This window comes from Streptomyces sp. NPDC001904 (genome assembly GCF_040297005.1).
In the GTDB taxonomy this organism is placed as follows: domain Bacteria; phylum Actinomycetota; class Actinomycetes; order Streptomycetales; family Streptomycetaceae; genus Streptomyces.
In genome coordinates this window covers 84,632-102,328 of sequence record NZ_JBEOYI010000018.1, presented here as the reverse complement: position 1 = coordinate 102,328, position 17,697 = coordinate 84,632, and the positions used below count along the sequence as shown (strand labels likewise).

The 17,697-nt window shown below is 70.7% G+C and carries 15 protein-coding genes; 9 read left to right on the top strand and 6 right to left on the bottom strand.

The window, feature by feature from the left end; all coding sequences use genetic code 11:
- Window positions 1-87: 87 nt before the first annotated feature.
- Together ABT127_RS26060 and ABT127_RS26055 are read left to right on the top strand one after the other, a co-directional pair.
- Window positions 88-984 carry a hypothetical protein gene (locus ABT127_RS26060; RefSeq protein WP_351454615.1) on the top strand — a complete coding sequence of 299 codons (897 nt, stop codon included), beginning with the start codon at window positions 88-90 and terminating at the stop codon, window positions 982-984.
- A gap of 51 nt (window positions 985-1,035) precedes the next feature.
- The gene (locus tag ABT127_RS26055; RefSeq protein ID WP_351454613.1) at window positions 1,036-1,482 is read left to right on the top strand and encodes a hypothetical protein; all 447 of its coding nucleotides are present in this window, start codon (window positions 1,036-1,038) and stop codon (window positions 1,480-1,482) included.
- A 220-nt stretch (window positions 1,483-1,702) separates the two neighbouring features.
- On the opposite strand, the gene ABT127_RS26050 is transcribed toward ABT127_RS26055, so the two are convergent.
- Both ABT127_RS26050 and ABT127_RS26045 read right to left on the bottom strand, forming a co-directional pair.
- Window positions 1,703-2,116 (bottom strand): hypothetical protein, encoded by a 414-nt coding sequence (locus ABT127_RS26050; protein ID WP_351454610.1) that lies wholly within the window; start codon window positions 2,114-2,116, stop codon window positions 1,703-1,705.
- Window positions 2,117-2,588: 472 nt separating this feature from the next.
- Entirely contained in the window at window positions 2,589-5,615 is a 3,027-nt protein-coding gene (locus ABT127_RS26045; RefSeq protein ID WP_351454607.1) for a hypothetical protein, read from the bottom strand.
- A gap of 591 nt (window positions 5,616-6,206) precedes the next feature.
- Between ABT127_RS26045 and ABT127_RS26040 the strand changes: the two genes are divergently transcribed.
- On the top strand, window positions 6,207-6,656 hold the full coding sequence (locus tag ABT127_RS26040; protein ID WP_351454605.1) for a hypothetical protein: 450 nt from the start codon (window positions 6,207-6,209) through the stop codon (window positions 6,654-6,656).
- Window positions 6,657-6,996: 340 nt separating this feature from the next.
- Here the strand turns inward: ABT127_RS26040 and ABT127_RS26035 are convergent, their stop codons facing one another.
- Window positions 6,997-7,410 carry a winged helix-turn-helix transcriptional regulator gene (locus tag ABT127_RS26035; protein WP_351454602.1) on the bottom strand — a complete coding sequence of 138 codons (414 nt, stop codon included), beginning with the start codon at window positions 7,408-7,410 and terminating at the stop codon, window positions 6,997-6,999.
- Between the two features lie 103 nt (window positions 7,411-7,513).
- On the opposite strand from ABT127_RS26035, the gene ABT127_RS26030 reads away from it, so the two are divergent.
- Window positions 7,514-8,365, top strand: coding sequence for an alpha/beta fold hydrolase (locus ABT127_RS26030; RefSeq protein WP_351454600.1), 852 nt, complete (start codon window positions 7,514-7,516; stop codon window positions 8,363-8,365).
- 622 nt (window positions 8,366-8,987) lie between these two features.
- Here ABT127_RS26030 and ABT127_RS26025 read toward each other — a convergent pair.
- Complete coding sequence (locus ABT127_RS26025; protein WP_351454597.1) at window positions 8,988-10,175, bottom strand: MFS transporter; 1,188 nt, start codon at window positions 10,173-10,175, stop codon at window positions 8,988-8,990.
- A gap of 79 nt (window positions 10,176-10,254) precedes the next feature.
- Between ABT127_RS26025 and ABT127_RS26020 the strand changes: the two genes are divergently transcribed.
- The 4 genes from ABT127_RS26020 (at window position 10,255) to ABT127_RS26005 (ending at window position 13,964) form a co-directional block, all read left to right on the top strand.
- Window positions 10,255-10,713, top strand: coding sequence for a winged helix-turn-helix transcriptional regulator (locus tag ABT127_RS26020; RefSeq protein WP_502971781.1), 459 nt, complete (start codon window positions 10,255-10,257; stop codon window positions 10,711-10,713).
- A 277-nt stretch (window positions 10,714-10,990) separates the two neighbouring features.
- Window positions 10,991-12,454, top strand: coding sequence for a hypothetical protein (locus tag ABT127_RS26015; RefSeq protein WP_351454594.1), 1,464 nt, complete (start codon window positions 10,991-10,993; stop codon window positions 12,452-12,454).
- Between the two features lie 58 nt (window positions 12,455-12,512).
- Window positions 12,513-13,541: a PHP domain-containing protein gene (locus ABT127_RS26010; protein WP_351454593.1), complete on the top strand. Its 1,029-nt coding sequence runs from the start codon at window positions 12,513-12,515 to the stop codon at window positions 13,539-13,541.
- A gap of 105 nt (window positions 13,542-13,646) precedes the next feature.
- Entirely contained in the window at window positions 13,647-13,964 is a 318-nt protein-coding gene (locus tag ABT127_RS26005; protein WP_351454591.1) for a hypothetical protein, read from the top strand.
- A gap of 96 nt (window positions 13,965-14,060) precedes the next feature.
- Here ABT127_RS26005 and ABT127_RS26000 read toward each other — a convergent pair whose 3' ends face one another.
- On the bottom strand, window positions 14,061-15,263 hold the full coding sequence (locus ABT127_RS26000) for a cysteine desulfurase-like protein (RefSeq protein ID WP_351454588.1): 1,203 nt from the start codon (window positions 15,261-15,263) through the stop codon (window positions 14,061-14,063).
- 45 nt (window positions 15,264-15,308) lie between these two features.
- The gene (locus tag ABT127_RS25995; protein WP_351454586.1) at window positions 15,309-16,028 is read right to left on the bottom strand and encodes an aspartate/glutamate racemase family protein; all 720 of its coding nucleotides are present in this window, start codon (window positions 16,026-16,028) and stop codon (window positions 15,309-15,311) included.
- A gap of 285 nt (window positions 16,029-16,313) precedes the next feature.
- Between ABT127_RS25995 and ABT127_RS25990 the strand changes: the two genes are divergently transcribed.
- Window positions 16,314-17,678 carry a purine-cytosine permease family protein gene (locus ABT127_RS25990; protein WP_351454584.1) on the top strand — a complete coding sequence of 455 codons (1,365 nt, stop codon included), beginning with the start codon at window positions 16,314-16,316 and terminating at the stop codon, window positions 17,676-17,678.
- The last annotated feature ends 19 nt before the right edge of the window (window positions 17,679-17,697 follow it).

Here is a 17,697-nt window from a genome sequence, read left to right as displayed (position 1 = left end):
CACCCACCGGCCCGGGCATCGCGGCGCGGCGTACAGGGGAGCTGACACGGCATGAGAACGAAGAGCGCAGCGGCGTGGGCGGTAGCGGTGCTGATGCTCGGCGCAGCCGTCGGCGGCTGCGCCGAGCAATCGGACAAGGGACCGTCCGGCAGCAGCGCGAAGCACACGAAGTCCCACCGCGAACCCGAGGACAAGCCTGATTCACGGGTCGTCGAGGACGACGACGACCACACCGTCCTCGAACTGTCCGACGGCCGGCAGGTGTCCCTCCGCTTCACTCGCCGCGGCCTGGAGGCACAGCATCGCGACGCCTCTGACGACGCCTGGTCCGCCCGGAAGACGGTGTATGAGACCGGTACCAAACCGTGCCACGGCATCAGGGCAAAGGCGTACCGGGACACCGTGTGGCTGGCGGCCGGCTTCGGCGACTCCTGCAGGGACGGCGAAGAACCGCAGGAGGTGATCGCGGCCGTCGCCACCGGGGACCTCTCCTCCTGGACCACCGACCCGGCCAAGAGCCACACCACCTGGCCGAAGGCCCACATCCGTGACGGTGGCACCCGAGTGGACTTCGTCGATTCCAGCTGGGTGTACACCACCACGCTGACCTGGCGCAAAGGCTCGGGATTCGCCGAGGCGGTCACGGAGTACAAGCCCATCCACTCCTGGTACGTGGGCCGGTGGCGAGCCACGGATGGCAGCCAGCAGCTGACCTTCCACCAGGTCGAGCCGGGCAGATGGGCACGCGTGGTCATCGAGTCCCTCACCGGCCCGCGATGCAAGGGCAGCGCCATTGTCACCGGCACCAACCAGTACAACCTGTCAATGACCAACTTCAAGCTCGATCAGGGCACCAAGACCGTCAACTGCCCGCCGGATGTGCTCAGGTACGAATTCGACGTGCAATCCTCGGACGGCCCGCTGCGCCTACGCAAGATCGGCAACCATCCGAAGACGGTCCTTACCTATGAGCGGGTGGGCTGACGTACGACTGCGCATGAGGGGCGGCCGCGTGGTCGGGTCTCTACCGTGTGGGTGGAGGAGGCGACGCTGATGGGGTCGTTGATCGGGGAGTTGGAGGCGCGGGAGGCGGCGGCCCGGGCCCGGGTGGAGGCGCTCGAAGAGGAGCTCGCCCGGCTGACGGCCCGTCTGGAGGACGAGCGGGAGGCATGGTCGCGGCTGCGGATCGCCCGGGAGACGGTGGCCGAGGTGATCATGGATCTGGACGGGTCCGGAGCGACCGCACCGGTGGCCGGCGGCGCGGAGCCGGAGAACCCGCTGCACCCCGGGGTGCGGGTGGTCGGGGCGATCACAGTGCCGCACTGGCGCCAGGGGCTGTCGGCTGCGGTGCTGCCGGATGTCTACCGGGACATCATCGAGCCCTGGAGGCGAACCTCGACGACCTGCAGCGTCACGCGGACGACTTCGCTCAGCGCCTCGGATTCACCTGCACCGTCATCGAGACCGCCCATGGCGAGGTGATCGGCTGCGGTCTACATCCATCCCTCCCGCAGCGGTGACCACGACACCGACGTCCGCTCCTGGGTCCGCGCCGACAGAGCCGAGCTGGACGCACCCTTGCAAGCGGCCGTCACGACCTGGCTGTCCACGAACCGGCCCCTCGGAACTCTCAACTCTCAGCCCCGCTGACAACCAGGCTCCGTTCACGAGAAGTGCTGCCCGTCGGTTACGGCGCTGGTGGTCATTCCACTGTCAGTAGGAAGATCACAGTTCCCAGGATGAGGAGGAGCCCGCACACGAGAACCGCGAGGAAGAGCGTGCCGACGACGCGGGCACTCAACGTGCCCCAGAATTCTGCTCGCCGACCGTCGGGGGTATCGGTGCGCCAGTTTGACGGGATGTCGACGTGTCCCTCGGAGATGGCCGGCGCGGCCCTGCGTACGTCCCCTGGGTGGAAGTGATAGAAGGTCGGCTCCGCCCCCCACGTGCCTCGGCTTGCCCCACCGAAGCTGCGGATGCGGACATCCGCACGACGGGCCACACCTGGCAGCCAGTCCTTACGCACGGGCCAGAGCTTCGCGACCTCCTCACTGCTGAGCCATGACTCCTCTTCATGCACTGCCTCTGGTGTTTCCGGATCCGGCGTGTTCGGCATGCTTCCCCCTCGGTGTAACAGGCCTCCAGTACACAGCCGCTGCGCCGCGAGCGGGTAGAGCGCTGCGGCACGACGCGATACCGGACAGGACCAGTCCTGCCGGACGGACAGCGCCCGGCTGGTGCTCCGCCCAGGACCCGAAACGTCCGACACCGGCACCCTGCTCGGCGATGTTCGCGCCTTCCTCCACCTGACCACGGCTGCGCATCGCCGTCCCCTCCGCTATCGACCGCCGGCTGGGCACGAACCTGCTCTTCTCGCCCCTGCTGCTAGGGCTGCTCGTCCTCGGTGCCCCGCCCGTGGACGAGGCGTATCAGGACACATTGGCCGTCGCACTCATCGCCTGACTCAGTGCCGCCACCCCTGCCGAGTGACTCCACCGATACCGCCGGGCCAGGGCCCACTTCGCGCGGACAGGCGACCATCAGACACGCCCATGCTGGCGTAGCACGCCACGTCCCGACCCGCCCGGTCACCTGCGTCCGCTGTCCGTCTTCACCGCAGTCCCGCCTCTCCGACGGCCTGTCACCAGCAGAGCCGACGCGACCGTCACGGCCGCGGCCGTGACGGCGAGCGCGGGCGGCACGGTCCCCGGGATACCCAGGTACTCAGTCAGGCCCAGGATGCGGTGCAGACCCCACGGCAGCAGCGCCATCTGGTCGTTCCACGTGCTCAGCGACGTTTCCGTACCCACTGCCCAGACCACCGCGGCACCCACCAGGGCAGTGCTGCCGACGGCACCGAGGAGCCAGCCCCAGCTCCGTCGGACGCTCAGCCCGTAGCCGAGACGAAGGGCCCACCAGGCGGCTGCGCACACCCAGAGGAACAGGGCCCACGCCACCATGACGTACAGGAAGCGGCCCGATGCCGAGGTCCAGAAACCGAACCAGTAGAAGCCCGGCCCGCGCACAGCGAGTACGCCCAGCAGAAGCAGCGTCCGCAGAAGGGCGGAGCCGCCCACCGCCGCCGCGAGCCGGTAGCCGTGACGCCCCGCAGCACACCGCAGGACGCCCGCGAAAACCATCCAGGCGCCCAACGTCACCGCCACGTGCACCGGTGCCATGAACCACGTCTGCACCGCCCGGCTCAATACGAGGAACAGTCCGGGGAGCACCCACACCACGACCCGGTCGACCTGTCCCGACGGCTCGGGAAGCATCCGCACCTGCCACGGGCGTAGCGCGCCCGTCAGCAGCGCGCGGATGCCGGCGGCTCCAGGCAGCCTTCTCAAGGTCATGGCGGCCATGGCGATCAAGAGCAGGGCGAACAGCAGAGCACGCGCCCACCAGGCCATGGCCGGATCGCGATCCGCCCGCCGCAGACCCCCATCGGCTGCGGTGAAATTGTAGGCCGGCAGCGCCAGATCATTGCCGTATCGGTGCGCATGGGTCTCTGCCGCGGTACGGAAGCGATCCTCGGCCGCGTGCCATTGCCTGCTCGCCTCGGCCGATCCGGTGTCGAGCCATCTCTGGTGCCACAGCACGGCGCTGCGGTACTCGCCCAGCACTGTGAGCAGGTTCGTCTGGTACGCGAGTGCGTCGGCGAACCGTTCGCGCATCTGTGGGTCGCGCCAGGTGCCGGCGTCCGTTCGTGACAGCAACTGCTGCTGACGACGGGACAGTTCCACTGCCTTCCGAGCGTCGGCCAGCGCCTCGGGCACCCGGGCGCGGGTGGCGGCATAGATGCTGGAAAGGGTGGCGCTGTCACCGGTCGCGATGTCCCACTCGAAGATCCACATCATCGGCGGGGGCTCAAGACCGAGTGCCTTGGCCGAGGTGTCCGCGTACGGACCGATGTACAGCCCCTTCGTGATCGTCGCGCGCGACAGCCCCAGGATCTGGCCGATCGCGGCCACGGTCGACGGATCCTCCGAGAACGTGCGGCGGATCCAAGCCGCGCGAGCCTCGGCCAGATCGGTGTCGGGATCCTGCGCCAGGCGGGCGGTCAGGTACACGTTCACGTCCCACAACTGCCAGAATCCGGTGCGCAGATACAGCGAGCGCGGACCGGCGTACAGCGGTCCGCCCGACTGCGCCCAGGTCCACACGCCCTCGACGCGGGGGTTGGCGGACAGGAAGCGTCGCAGAGCCGTCTGTTCCAGCTCCGCCACGTCGTCCGGCAGAGCTCCCTGCCCCTCGAACTCTCGCCGCGCCTGGAACTCCACGATGCGCCGCTGTGAGCCACCGAGCAGCGTTGGGTTCAGGGGCAGATGCGAATAGAAGTCGCCCTGGGAGTACTTCGTCGACACGATCAGTCGCGGATCGTCGATGCCGTCCAGCACCGCTTTGTAGGAGGCTGGGTTGGTGTGCAGATCGCCGACGGCGCCGACACCCACACTCCACGTGCGGAAGATCACCTCGCGATCGCCGCCCGCATGTGCGGTGGCGCCCAGGAGGGATCGCAGCATGACGCGCACCGATCGGGCCGTCGTCACCTCGATCGCCGAGGTGTAGTCCCAGCCCGGCAGCCGGTACGCGGATCCGCCCTCGCCGGTACGGATCATCACCCCGGACGCGAACGGCATCACGTGGAACAGCTCTTCGAGCCCGGCCGCGTACACCGACCACAGCTTGGCGTTCTCGGTGTCCAGACTGCCGAACTCGCCCTCCAGATAGCCGCGAAGAGGCGGTGACAGCGCCAGCATGTCCGTCTGGAAGTAGACCCGCATGCCCGCTTCGTGGGCGTACCGCCACACCGGCGCGAAGGCCTTGACCATCGCGCGGGCCCGGGCCACATGCACGTCGCCCGCCGGATACACGGACCGTCCGTCACCGACGCCCGAGAAGGTCACGTACTCGAGAAAGCCGGGCACCACCACGCCGTTGTAGCCGTCTCGCACCGCATGCCGGACGAGTGTGCGGAACTGCCGCCCGATCTGCTCAGCCTTCGCGCTGTCCACCCAAGGAGCCCGCGGCAGCAGCGCCGTCCCCACGACATCGGAGTTGAGGGAGTAGTCCCTGCCCCCGGCGAACCGGGCAGGATCGGCATCCAGACCGACGGCACCGGTGTCGATCAGCCTGAGCCCCAACCTCGGCGCCACGACGCGCCCTCGGTCGGCCTGGACGTCCTCGCCGCCGCGGACGCGATCCGCGAACCGGTACAGGCCCGCCGCGGCGCCGGCCGCCGACGCCGCGTCCAGGACGTAACCACTCCCGACACGTCGCAGCCTGTATCGCTCGTCGGAACCGCCCCTGGAGAGACCGCCCACCCGCACGGCCAGCGCGTCGTCAGCCACCCTGTCGTCGTGGCGCGTGCGGATCGCGGGCGCGGCACGACCACGGGCGACGAGCGCGTCACCGACCGCCTCACCGGCGAGCCGCAGTCGAGTTCCGGTGACACCGGTGATCGTCCGCAGCACGGGCGCCTCGCGCGGGGAGCGCACCGACTCCTGCCGGGCCCGTTCGACGGGGACGACCTTTGCCGTGAACGACAGCCCCAGAGCGCCGTCGAGCGCCCACGCGACCATCACGCCGGACAGCAGAAACACCAGCACAGTCACGACAACGGAAACTCGTGGCCTCACACGCCCCACCCGCCCCCCCAGCTTTCGTCGCGTCATCGTAAGGAAGAACCAGCTCCGGGCAGAAGGCCTGTGCTCCGTACGGCATGGATTGGGGGGTGTCCCTCTTGCCGCGTCTCGGCGCCCGCTTCCCGCGCCCAGGCCATCAGCGTCCCCTCGGCGTCGGCGCGCGGACCCTCTCACTCGGTCCGCGCCGACCGCCACACCTGACCCTTGGCCTACTCGAGCAGGCCAAGGGTCAGGTGTGGCGGCCATGGTGATGGGACTCGCACGCGACTTCCACGAAGCACGCGCCGACGTGACCTGGGATTCGGCCAAACAGGCCGGGTCCTGGACCGCCCAGGTCACCGTTGCCGCAACCCCGCCGAACGCCTGTGGTTACACGGCAAGCTCAGACGGGTTGCTCGGCGAGGGGGTCAAGCGCCCCGTGCAGGAGCTGCCACCCGTGGGGGCGACCGTCGACCTAATCGTCGGTCAGGTACGAGCTGGCTGCATCGGCGGGTTCACCCGATGGGTGCGGGATCGGCGTGGTTCCGGGATGGCGGGCCGCCACGCGGGGACCAGAGGGACATGAACGCCAACGAAGAGCGGCCGGGTACCGGCCACCGGCGCCCGCCGGGCGTTACCGACGAGACCGTCGAAGCACTGGGATCGCTGTCGAAGGCACTGGAGACGGTGGAACAGGCCCGCGGCCACCTCTACGCGTTCCACCGGCTGACCGGCACTGCTGATCTCGAACTCGGCCGCGCCGTCGACCTGCTGCGCACCGCCGGCCACGGCGAGTGGGCGGACCGCGTCGAGAGAGAACTCATCGGCCGCAACGTCCTTGAGGGACGCTGGACCTTCCAGATCATCGAGGAGTACGACGCCGCGTACTACCAGACGTTCCGTGCCCTGGAGCGCGGTGCCCGCGAGGAACTCGTCGACGGCCTGGACCATTTGTACGAGGCAGAGATGAAGGAACGCCGCCGCACACACGGTCATCCGCGCCACACGGCCCGCCCGGACGATGCCGGCTGACCGGGGGACAGCGACTTTGCCGATGCCGATGCCGTAGCCGATGCGGCCGATCTGGCTGACTGAGCAAGGTCCGTCCCTGGTCACCCCTGTGAGTCGGTTGTACGCGGCCCACTCCTGCTCGGCGCGCGCCCAACGGCGTCCCCGGCTGGCAGCACGCGCAGGCCCGCGAGGCCGCTCCCGAGGCACTGTCGGCGAAGTTGTTCACCGCTGTACGACGTCTTCACCTGATCCCACGTCACCAGGAGCGCGACCATGGACGTTGATCCCGAGCTTCTGGGCGCACTTGCCGTCGGAGCAGGAGGCGGCGCTGCCACAGTGACCAACACACCTCATCCACAAGCTAGTTGGGGGATGTCTCGTCGGCGCGCTGGTTGTTGAGGTCGATCTCCGGCATGTTCGTTTCTGCCCAGACCCGTAGGGCGGAGAGCGGTCCTTCGAGGGACAGGCCGAGCTCGGTGAGCCGGTAGTGGACGGCGGGCGGCACGGTGGGTTCGACGCGGCGCGCGACCAGACCGTCGCGGACCAGGCTATGCAGGGTGACGGACAGCATCTTCTGCGAGATGCCCGTGACGCGGCGCCGCAGTTCCGCAAAACGGACCTCACCCGGAGCCTCCTCGGCCAGCACCTTGACCGCCATCGACGTCCACTTGGTGCCGATCCGGTCGAGCAACTGCCGGGTCGGGCAGCGCGGATCGAGCAAGTCCCCGTGCTCGCCGGGGCGCTGGCCGCGTCCGCCGGGCCTCGACGTGGTCACCTGGGGCTCACCACCTGAAGGAAAAGTGCCGTCTTATACAGACCAGGTTAGTTCCCTAGCGTGACCTGGTCACCATCACTCACCAAGTACCTGGAGTTCCTCCATGCCCGAGCTGCGACACGTCCACGCCAACGGTGTCGATCTGAACGTCGCCGTCTCCGGATCGGGCCCGGCTGTTCTGCTGCTGCACGGCTTCCCGCACACCTGGGAGTTGTGGACGGACGTCATGGCCGATCTGTCCGGCCGCTACCGCGTCATCGCTCCGGATCTGCGCGGGTTCGGAGCGAGCAGCCGGGCTTCCTCCGGTTACGACGCGGGCACCCTGGCAGAGGACGCCGCGGCGCTTCTCACCACGCTCGGCATGTCCTCGGCCGCGGTGGTGGGCATCGATGCGGGCACTGCGCCGGCCTTCCTCCTCGCCCTGCGACGCCCTGATCTCGTCCGGCGCCTGGTCGTCATGGAGTCCCTTCTGGGCAGGCTGCCCGGCGCCGAGGACTTCCTCGCCGACGGGCCACCGTGGTGGTTCGGCTTCCACTCCGCCGCGTCCAGCCTTGCCGAGACCGTGTTGGAAGGCCACGAGGCCGCCTACGTCGACTGGTTCCTGAACGCCGGCACACTCGGCGACGGTGTGCGCCCCGCCCTCCGGGACGCGTTCGTCCGCGCATACACCGGCCGTCAGGCGCTGCGCAGCGCGTTCTCGTACTACCGGGCCCTGCCCGAGAGTGCAGCACAGATCGAGCAGGCGGTCGCCTCCTCCCGCCTGACGGTGCCGACGATGGCGCTGGGCGCCCGGCCCGTCGGTCCCGCGCTGGAACGCCAACTCCGTCCAGTCACCGACGATCTCACCGGACACGTCCTCGAAGACTGCGGCCACATCATCCCGCTGCACCGGCCGCATGCCCTGCTCGCGCTGCTGCACCCGTTCCTGGCCGGTGAGGATACGAAAGCAGCGTGACCGGAGAGGAGCTGACATTCGACACGCGTCCCGGCTAGGTCCTGCCCGGCGGATCATGGCCGAGGGCCGCTACAAGCGCGTCGCTTCAGTGGTGAGGGGCGCAGTGACGGTGCAGGCCGGCTCTCGGTTCTGCCGGTTGTGTGCCTGGTTCAGCTCTCTGGGGACTCAGCCCTGCCACGGTCAGCCGGGAACAGCCGGTCCGCCTGGGCGGCTGGGTCGGGCAGTGCTCCGTGGCCAGGACGATGCCGACGATCAGCGTGATCAGGTCGGCGACAGTCACGCCTGTTGCCGTAAATGCGCGCACGGTGTGGCGCTGGTTGCAGGCTGCGCGGGATGTCGGCCTGCGTCCGGGTGCGCACACCGGTCATCCATGTAGCCGGATGGGCGTTCAGCGGCACACCGTCGACCAGGGCCAGGGTCCGCTCGGATGACGAGGCCCTGCCCCACCCGCTCATTGCCATGATCTACGTCGCGATGATCGCCCTCACGACCGGACTTTTCACCCACGAATCCACACCAAACTGGTGAGGAGATGAAACCCATCAAGTGCCCGGAGCGGGATGAACCGAGTACTGATTCGTTCTCCATGCGGGTCGGGGCTTCGCGGGTCGGGACCAGGTGGTTACACGAGTGCGTCTCGTGGCGCGTCGGCGGCCGCGTGTCGGTTGACGGCCCAGACAATGAGTGCGCAGAGGGCGAAGGCGGCGCCGAGAAGGCTGGATCCGGCCCAGCCCGCGGCGGCGTACACAGCGGTGGTGCCGGTCGCTCCGACGGCGGAGCCGAGGGAGTAGAAGAGCATGTAGCCGCCGATGACGCTGCTCGTCCGGTGTGAGTATGCGGCCGTGAGCAGGTGTTGATTGCTGACGTGCACTGCTTGCACAGCGAAGTCGAGAACGATCACGCCGACGACGACCGCCCAGAGCGACCAGGACGCTTGTCCACTCGCCAGCCACGAAGCGGCCAGGAGCGCAAGTGCACCTCCTGTGATGACGTTGGCGCGGCCGGCGTCAGCCCCCTGCCCGGCCCGGGAGGCGCCCAGCGCCCCGGCGAGCCCGGCGATTCCGAAGAGCCCGATCTGGGCCGTGCTCAGATGCCATGGCTCGGCTGCGAGCGGCAGAGCCAGACCGCTCCACAACACGCCGAACGAAGCAAACAGGAAGAACGCAATCAGTCCACGCGAGACGAACAGGCGCTCACGAAACAGACGACCCAGCGAGATCAGCACCGCGCCGTACGTGGCCCGGACGTCACGCGGATCGCGGGGCAGGAGCCTCAGCGCGAAGCCGCTCAGCGCGATGAGGAGCACGGCGAACACCACGTAGATGCTTCGCCATCCCCAGAGCGCAGCGAGACTGCCGGCGAGGACGCGCGCTCCGAGAATGCCGATGATGACACCGGAGGTCACGGCGCCGAGTGTGCGGCCGCGTTCCGCTGCCGTGGACAGGTCGGCGGCGAACGCCACAGTGGTCTGAACAACGACCGCGAACAAGCCTGCGACGGCCAGCCCGGCAAGCAGGAGCCACAGTTCGGCAGCGACCGCGGCCAGAGTCATGCCTGCCGCGGTGAGGAGAAGATGCCCGGCGATGAGCCTGCGCCGGTCGAACATGTCCCCCAGAGGTACAAGAAAGGCCAGGCCGATCAGGTAGCCGAGCTGCCCCGTGGTGACGATCCACCCCCAGTCGGCTTCCGGCAGGCCCAGGTCGCCTCCGATCTGGGCCAGTACGGGCTGCGCCACGTAGATCGTCGCGACCGCGACCGCGCAGATCGCGGCGAACAGCGTCCTTCGACCAGACGTAAGACTCACCGACACGCCCCCAATGAGTAGCGAATTGCAACCAAATTGACGGTACGGCAGAATGGTTTTGATCCGCAACTCTTCTGGAGGAGTGATGACTCGCGCAGTGCCCCGTGCCGAGGGGATGTCCTGGACCGACCCCGCCTGCCCCGTCGCGCGCACCCTCGACCTGGTCGGAGATCGGTGGAGCCTGCTGATCATTCGCGACGCGATGGACGGTGCGCGAGCGTTCACCGACTTCCAGCACCGCACCGGAATCGCGCGCAACATCCTCACCGACCGCCTGAGACGCCTGGTCGACCGAGGAATCCTCGATCGGCAGACCGCCCCGACAGGGCGGCGACAGAACTACGTCCTCACAGAGAAGGGCCGAGACCTCTTCGCCGTCATCGTGGCTGCGCGTCAGTGGGGCGAACGGCACGCCTTCGCGCCAGGTGAGACTCACTCGGTTCTCGTTGACGAAAGCGGTCTCCCGCTCCCGGAGCTGCGTCCCACCGACGCGCACGGCAAACCCGTGGACGTCGATACGACCTCTGTGCTGCACGATCGCTGACCAGAAGGGAAGCCGCCCGACAACTCCCTTCAAGTGATCCATGGAGCTGGGCTGACCATGAAGCGGGCGGCGGGCACGGGACGGCTGTGTCCGCCGGGGAGGGCCGTCCTGCCCGTGTCTGTGCCGCGCGCGATGCGTGACGTAGAAACGCCGTACATCGGGCTCGCCCGGTGCGTGCCCGGCGGCGCGGCGGGAAGACGGAGTGCCTTGCGAGGCGGGCAGCCCGGCCCGCTTCCCGGATCCCGCCGCGACGTGCGGCGCACCACAGGAGTCAGTCATGCCGCAACCGGCCGCGTTCCACGATCTTGGCGTCCTGCGATTCGACGGCGGGGCCGCGCTCGAGCCCGGCTCCGTGGACCGGGTGCGGGCGGCCGTGCGGGACAGCGGCGTCCGCGACCTGTACGTCGTGGTCCACGGCGCCCACAACGACGACGCGGTCGGCGCCGCTGTCGACGGCGCGTACCGCGGCCTGCTCGCCGAGGCCTGGCAGGACGCGCCCGGCCGGGCCGGCATGCTGGCCGTGCACTGGCCGTCGCTCTGCTTCCGCGACGAGGACCTGCCCGGCGTCGGACAGCCGCCGGACGGCGCGGCGATCGACGAGGAGACGTTCCGCGATCTGGTGCGCCACCTGCCGGGCCACGAGGAGGAGTTGACCGGCATCGTCGCCCTGCTGCGGGAGCGGCCCGACCACGAGACCGCCTTCGACGACTTCGGTTCACAGCTGCGCCGGCTCGCGGAGGTCCCGCTGCAGGACCCGGTGGCCCCGTTCGCCGCCGACACCGAGGGCGAGATCCTGCCGCAGTCCGACCCCCTCATGCTCTTCGAGGACACCCGGACCATGTGCGTCGAGTTCGCGGGCGCCCTCGACGACCTGCGCCGGGCCGGCGACACGGGCTCCGCGCGGGCGGACGGCGGCAAGGGGCCCGAGGGGGCCAAGGAGAGCACCGCCGCCGAGATACGGGTCGCCGGCCTGCGCCCGGCGCAGCCGCTGAGCGAGCGGGTGGGCCACGCCGGCACGGTCACCTCCGGCGGCCCGCGGGGGGAGCGGGCCGCCGCGGCCGACAACGCCGAACTGTGGGAGGGCGCCCACGAACTCTTCCGGCAGGTCGTCCGGCACATGCTGCGCCGCCGCGCCGGATACATCGGCGAACTCGGCCTCGGCCCCGTCCTGCCCGGTCTCGCCGAGGACTCCGAGGTGCGGCTGCACCTCGTCGGGCACGGCCTCGGCGCGCGACTGGCCGGGTTCGCGCTGCGCGGCCTGGAGAACGGCGGAGCGGAGCCGGTCCTGCTGTCCTCCCTCACGCTCCTCCAGGGCGAGATGTCGCACTTCGCGTTCGCCGACAGCCTGCCGCAGCAGGTCGCGGGCCACGGCGCGCTGTGGAACCTGCAACGCCTGGTCGAGGGGCCGCTGTTCTGCACGTTCTCGCCCCTCGACTTCCATCTCGGCGTGCTGTACCCGCTGTCCGCCCAGATGATCGGCGACTCCGTCGACGTGATGTCGCTCTCCCGCAAATGGGGTGCCCTCGGCTTCGACGGCGTTCAGGGCGTCGACGGGCCCGCCCCGGTGCGGCTGGGGGAGACGGGGAAGGAGGACCTGCGGCGTCTGCCTTACCTGAACGTCGACGCCTCCGAGGTGATCCGCTCGGCCGGCCGCCCCCTGAGCGGCCACCACGACGTCATCCAGCCCGAGATCGGACAGCTGCTGCGGCAGGCCGCCGACGTGCCGGGTGGCGCCCGCTGAGCGACGCTGGACAGGTGACGTCGAGACCGCGAGCACGACGGCCGGGCCGGAGGTGACGATGCGGCCTCCGCAGGCCCTGGAGCGGATCGCGTTCCTCCTGGAGCGCGATCGTGCCCCCACCTACCGTGTACGCGCCTTTCGCACCGCCGCCCGTGTGGTCACCGAACAGGGCCCGGACGAGACGGCGCGGCGCGCCGCCGCGGGCACCCTGGAAGCGCTCAAGGGCATCGGCCCCACCACGGCCGAGGTGATCCGCGAGGCGCTCGCCGGCGACGTCCCGGAGTACCTGGCCCGCCTGGAGGAAACGGCCCGGACCCCGCTCGTGCCGGACGGCGCCGGAGCCCGGCTCCGGGCGCTGCAGCGCGGGGACTGCCATCTGCACTCCGACTGGTCCGACGGGGGCAGCCCCATCGAGACGATGGGCCGCGCGGCCCGCGACCTCGGCCATGCGTGGGCGGTGCTCACCGATCACTCGCCCCGGCTGACCGTCGCCCACGGCCTCTCCCCGCAGCGGCTGCGCGAACAACTCGACGTGGTCGCCGAACTCAACGCCCGCTGGGCACCGTTCCGGCTCCTGACCGGCATCGAGTGCGACATCCTCGACGACGGCTCCCTCGACCAGGAACCCGACCTGCTGGACCGGCTCGACCTGGTCGTGGTGTCCGTTCACTCGAAGCTCCGGATGGACGCCGCCGCCATGACCCGCCGTCTGACCGCCGCCGTCCGCGACCCGCACGCCGACGTCCTCGGACACTGCACCGGCCGGCTCGTCACCGGACGCGGCAGACCCGAGTCGGCCTTCGACGCCGACGCGGTCTTCGCGGCCTGCGCGGAGGCCGGCACCGCGGTCGAGATCAACAGCCGCCCCGAGCGGCTCGACCCGCCGCGCCGGCTGCTGCGCCGGGCCGTCGCGGCCGGCACCTTGTTCGCCGTGGACACCGACGCGCACGCGCCGGGACAGCTCGACTGGCAGGTGCTCGGCTGCGCCCGGGCGGAGGAGTGCGACGTGCCCGCCGACCGCGTGGTGACCACCTGGCCCGCGGACCGCCTCCTGGACTGGACGCGCGGCAGTGGCCGGCGTGGGTGAGACGGGAGAGCGACGCCGTACCCGAGTGGCCCGAGTGAGCGGGGCAACCCGGGGAAGCCGACTCGACACGGCAGCCGAGCCGTGGCAGAGACAGGAGCACCGCACATGACGACCTTCGTCATCACGATCCCCGGTACTTTCGTGCGCACCGCGGACGCCCAGGTGAGAGCCCAGATCGAGCGCCAACTGCGGGAGGCCGACCCGCACCGCACCGAACTGGGCCGCGAGGAGGACCTGGACCTGCTCACCGTCAACGACGACAACACGTTCAGCATCCACCTCGAAGTGACCGCGGACGCGAGCGCCCAGGCCCGCGACAGGGCCGGAGAACTGGCGGCGCAGGCGCTGAGCGCGGCGGGATTCGACGAGAACGACGCCCCGCTGGGCCCGTCGATCGTGACCGGGATCGACAACCCGGCGTGACCGCGTGCGGATCTGCCCGGGACAGCGCTCCGGGCAGATCCAGGTCCGGGTCCGCGCCGCCGGCTCAGATCACACAGTCCGGCAGGACGCGGGACGTCACGCGATGACCTCGGCGAGGGCGGACAGAAGACGGTCGATGTCCTGCTCGTCGGTGTAGGGCGCGAGCCCCACGCGGACACCGCCCCCGTCGCCGAGGCCGAGCCGCTGCGCCGCCTCCACGGCGTAGAACGAACCGGCGGGCGCGTCCACCCCGTGTGCGGCAAGGCGGCGCGAGACGTCGGCCGGGTCCAGACCGTCCACCGTGAACAGCAGCGTCGGCGTGCGCCGCGCCGCCCGCGAATGCACCGTGACCCCCGGCAGGGCGGCGAGCCCGTCCTCGAGGCGGGTGCGCAGCGTGTGCTCATGGGCCTCCAGCGCGGCGAACGAGGCGACGATCCGCTCCCTGCGGCTGCCCCGTGCCAGCGGGTCGAGCCCCGCGAGCAGATCGACCGCAGCCCGCGCGCCCGCCAGCAACTCGTAGGGCAGCGTGCCCAGTTCGAAGCGCTCCGGCACCGCGTCACTGGACGGCAGGAGCTTGTCGGGGCGCAGCGACTCCAGCAGGTCGGCGCGGCCGGTGAGGACGCCCAGGTGCGGGCCGAGGAACTTGTACGGCGAGCAGACCAGCGTGTCCGCGCCCAGCGCCGCGACATCGACCGCGCCATGAGCGGCGTAGTGCACCGCGTCCACGTGCAGCAGCGCGCCCACCTCGTGCACGAGCGCGGCGACGGCGGGCAGGTCGGGGCGGGTGCCGATCAGGTTCGACGCGGCGGTCACCGCGACCAGCCGGGTCCGCGGCGACAGCACCGCGTCGATGTGCTCGGGCCGCAGCTCGCCCGTGGCCGGGTCGAAGTCCGCCCAGCGCACCTTCGCGCCGACGGCCTCGGCCGCCTGCACCCAGGGCCGGATGTTGGAGTCGTGGTCGAGCCGTGTCACCACCACCTCGTCGCCCGGCTGCCAGGTCTTGGCCAGCGTCCGTGACAGGTCGTAGGCGAGCTGGGTGGCGCTGCGGCCGAACACGACCGTTCCGGGCGCGGTGGCCAGCAGGTCCCCGAGCGCCGCCCGCGCCTCGACCACGATCCGGTCCGCGTTGCGCTCGGCCTCCGTGGCGCGGCCACGATTCGCCAGCGGCGCGGTCAGCGCCGCCGCGACGGCGTCCACGACCGGCTGCGGCATCTGCGTCCCGCCCGGCGCGTCGAACCGGGCGGCACCGGACTTCAGGGCGGGTATCTGCGCACGCAGGGCGGCTGCATCGAAAGGCATGAACTTCTCCAGGTGACGCGGGTGGGCGAGGATGCTCGGCGGCGGTCAGCCGACGCGGTCCTTGGCCCGCGGCGGCATGTACGTCGTCCGGCTGGGTCGTACCCCGAGACGCACCTGCGACTCCAGCCACATCACGGCGGCGCCCGTCGGATCCACGACCGGCACGAACGTACCGTCCTGCGCCAGCCGCTCCTGAAGGGCCGCGGCCACGCCCAGCATGCCGGTGCAGCCGAGGACGACGACATCGGCCTCCCGCGCGGCCACCGCTGCCCGGGCTTGCTCGGCGAGACCGTCGAGCAGCCGCTCGCCGGGGTCCAGGTCGAGCACCGGGATGTCGACGACGCGGATCGACCGGACGCGCTCGGTCAGGCCGTAGCGGCGCACGAGGCCGTGCAGCGTCGGCAGGACGTTCGGCAGCACGGTGATCACGCCGGTGCGCTCACCGAGGGCGAGCGACATGAGCACGGCCGGTTCGAACCCGCCGACGACCGGGATGTCGACGATCTCCCGTGCCGCGTGCACCCCCGGGTCGCCGAAGCAGCTGACGAAGACGGCGTCCGCGCCGTCCCCCTCCGCCTCGCGGACGGCGTCGAGGATGCCGGGCCCGGCCAGCGCCTCGTCGTACTCGGACTCGATGGACGCGGTGCCGCGCGCGACGCGGCGCACGTCGATCCCGGTGCCGGGCGCCGCCCAGGCGGCGACCTCCCGGCGCACCTCCTCGGTGAACGCGTCGGTGATGACGGGCAGCACGACCGTGAGCTTCACAGCACCTCCAGGGGTGACAAGGACGTGCGCACACCCTCGGCCGCCCCTCCCGGCCGCCACAACGTGCACCCTGCACAGCCCCGACCGGGGACCAGGGCGGTCCGCACCGCCCCCGCACGATGCCCGGCGCCCGGCCGGATCCACCACTGTGCACCTCGCACGCCCACACCCCGGGAGCTGTGCCATGTGCATGGTGACCCGTCCGGCGCGGCGGCCTAACCTCACCCCACCGCACACCGAGCCGGCCGTTCGCCCCCTGTCCCCGCCTGCCCCTCTGGAGTCCCCATGGCGTCCACCCCAGGACACGACGACCACGCGCTGAGCCGTGTCCCGCCGACGGCCCGCTTCCACTGGTTCTCGGTCGCCACCCAGCGTTTCGGCCAGCTCTCCACCCTGGCCAGCTTCCTCATCGGCGCCACCCTCGGCTTCGGCATGACGTTCTGGAACGCGGTCCTCGCCATCACGCTCGGCGCGGTCATCCTGGAGGTCATGACGGTCTTCACCGGGATCGCGGGCCAGCGCGAGGGCCTGTCCACGTCGCTGCTCGCCCGCTGGACCGGCTTCGGCGCGAACGGAGCCGCGCTCATCGGCCTGGCCATCAGCATCAGTGCCGTCGGCTGGTTCGGGATCCAGAACGCCGTCTCCGCCGACGGTCTCGTGGACCTCGTCGGCATCCTGCCCGCCTGGGGCTGGGCCCTGGTGGTCGGCCTGCTCATCACCGCGGTCGTCGTCCGCGGCGTCGGCTCGATGGCCTGGGCCGCGTACGTCACCGTCCCCGCCTTCCTCGTCCTGGCCGGCTGGTCGATCGCCGTCGAGCTGTCCAAGCACGACCTGGGCGCCCTCACCTCGGCCCAGCCCGCAGGACCGCCGCTGTCGCTGCTCCAGGGCACCACGCTCGTCGCCGGCGGCTTCATCGTCGGCGCGGTCATCACCCCCGACATGAGCCGCTTCAACCGCACCGGCAAGGACGTCGTCAAGCAGACCGTCCTCGGCATCACCGTCGGCGAGTACGTCATCGGCCTCATCGGCGTGCTCCTCGCCCTGGCCCTGCGCACCAACGACGTCATCGCCATCGTCACGTCCACCTCCGGGTTCCTGGGCACCCTCGTCATCGTGGCCGCCACGATCAAGGTGAACGACTGGAACCTCTACGCCGCCTCGCTCGGCATCGTCACCTTCGCCGACCGCACCTTCGGCCGCCGCCTCGACCGGGCCGCCGTCACCGTCGTCGTCGGTGTCATCGGGTCCGTCCTGGGCGCCCTGGGCGTCCTCGACAGCTTCAGCGGCTTCCTGAACCTGCTGGGCGTGCTCTTCCCGCCGATCGCCGGAATCATGGTCGCCGAATACTTCGTGACCCGGACCTGGCGGCCCGCGCTCGACACCACCCGCCCGTCCGGCACGCTGCCCGCCGACGCGCCCGCCTGGGTGCCGGCCGGCCTCGTCGTGTGGGCCGCCGCGTCCGTCGTGGGGAAGTACGTCGACTGGGGCCTGCCCTCGATCAACTCCGTCGTCGTCGCCCTCGTGCTCTACCTCGCGGCGGCCCGCCTCGGCCTCGTGCGCGGGGTCGGCACCGTGCCCACCGACCAGGACAGCCCGGCGGACACCCCCGTCACCATCGGCGAACGACCCGCCGAACAGCCCTCCGTCTGACCCCGGGCGCCCCGGCGCC